This window comes from Globicatella sanguinis NBRC 15551, from assembly GCF_001552295.1.
GTDB classification, from domain to species: Bacteria; Bacillota; Bacilli; order Lactobacillales; family Aerococcaceae; genus Globicatella; species Globicatella sanguinis.
On record NZ_BCQX01000244.1, the window covers coordinates 1 to 673 of the forward strand.

Genomic DNA, 673 nt, shown 5'->3' on the forward strand with positions numbered 1-673 from the left:
ATTCTTCACATTATGATGAGCAGTCGATAATATAATTCTACTTCTTAAGTGGTAGAAGTTTCGATATCCATAACTGATTCGTTTAATGACTTTAATTTTATTATTTGTACCCTCCACACAACCGTTTGATAGCGTATATTTCAAGCTATTCTGTATATGATGGCGATAATGATATAAAGTATTAAATGCCGTTCTTATTTTTCTAGGGAGGCGATATTTCTTGCTTTCCTCCAATACATGGATGAATTGATCATAGGAATGTTCTTTAATGGCATCCATTACTTCATGAATCAAACGGTAACTGAGACTAAGAGTAGAATCTTTTGATAATAAATAATCAACAATGCCCCTTTCATGAATCGCTTGCTTAAATAATGAATATTTCTTATACTCTTCGAACTCCAACTCATTCCAATCTTTTAATAATAGTTTCCAATATCGCTTAAACTTATTCGCATCAGGTTTGTTTTTTGATTTTAAACGATTCATCACTTCTATTCGATGTTGATTTAAAGCCCTTGTCACCAACTGTACGATATGAAAACGGTCGATGACCACGACAGCATTTGGAAAAATCGAGGGAAGAAAGTCTTTAAACGCCCCGTTCATATCCATCGTGATGGTTTTAACTTTCAATCGTTCCGCTCTAGAAAAACGCATAAAATAGTCATAT

1 protein-coding gene is annotated in these 673 nt (G+C 33.4%); it reads right to left on the reverse strand.

The window, feature by feature from the left end:
• On the reverse strand, nt 1–673 hold a 673-nt coding region (locus GSA01S_RS10370; RefSeq protein ID WP_174519418.1), incomplete at both ends, for a transposase.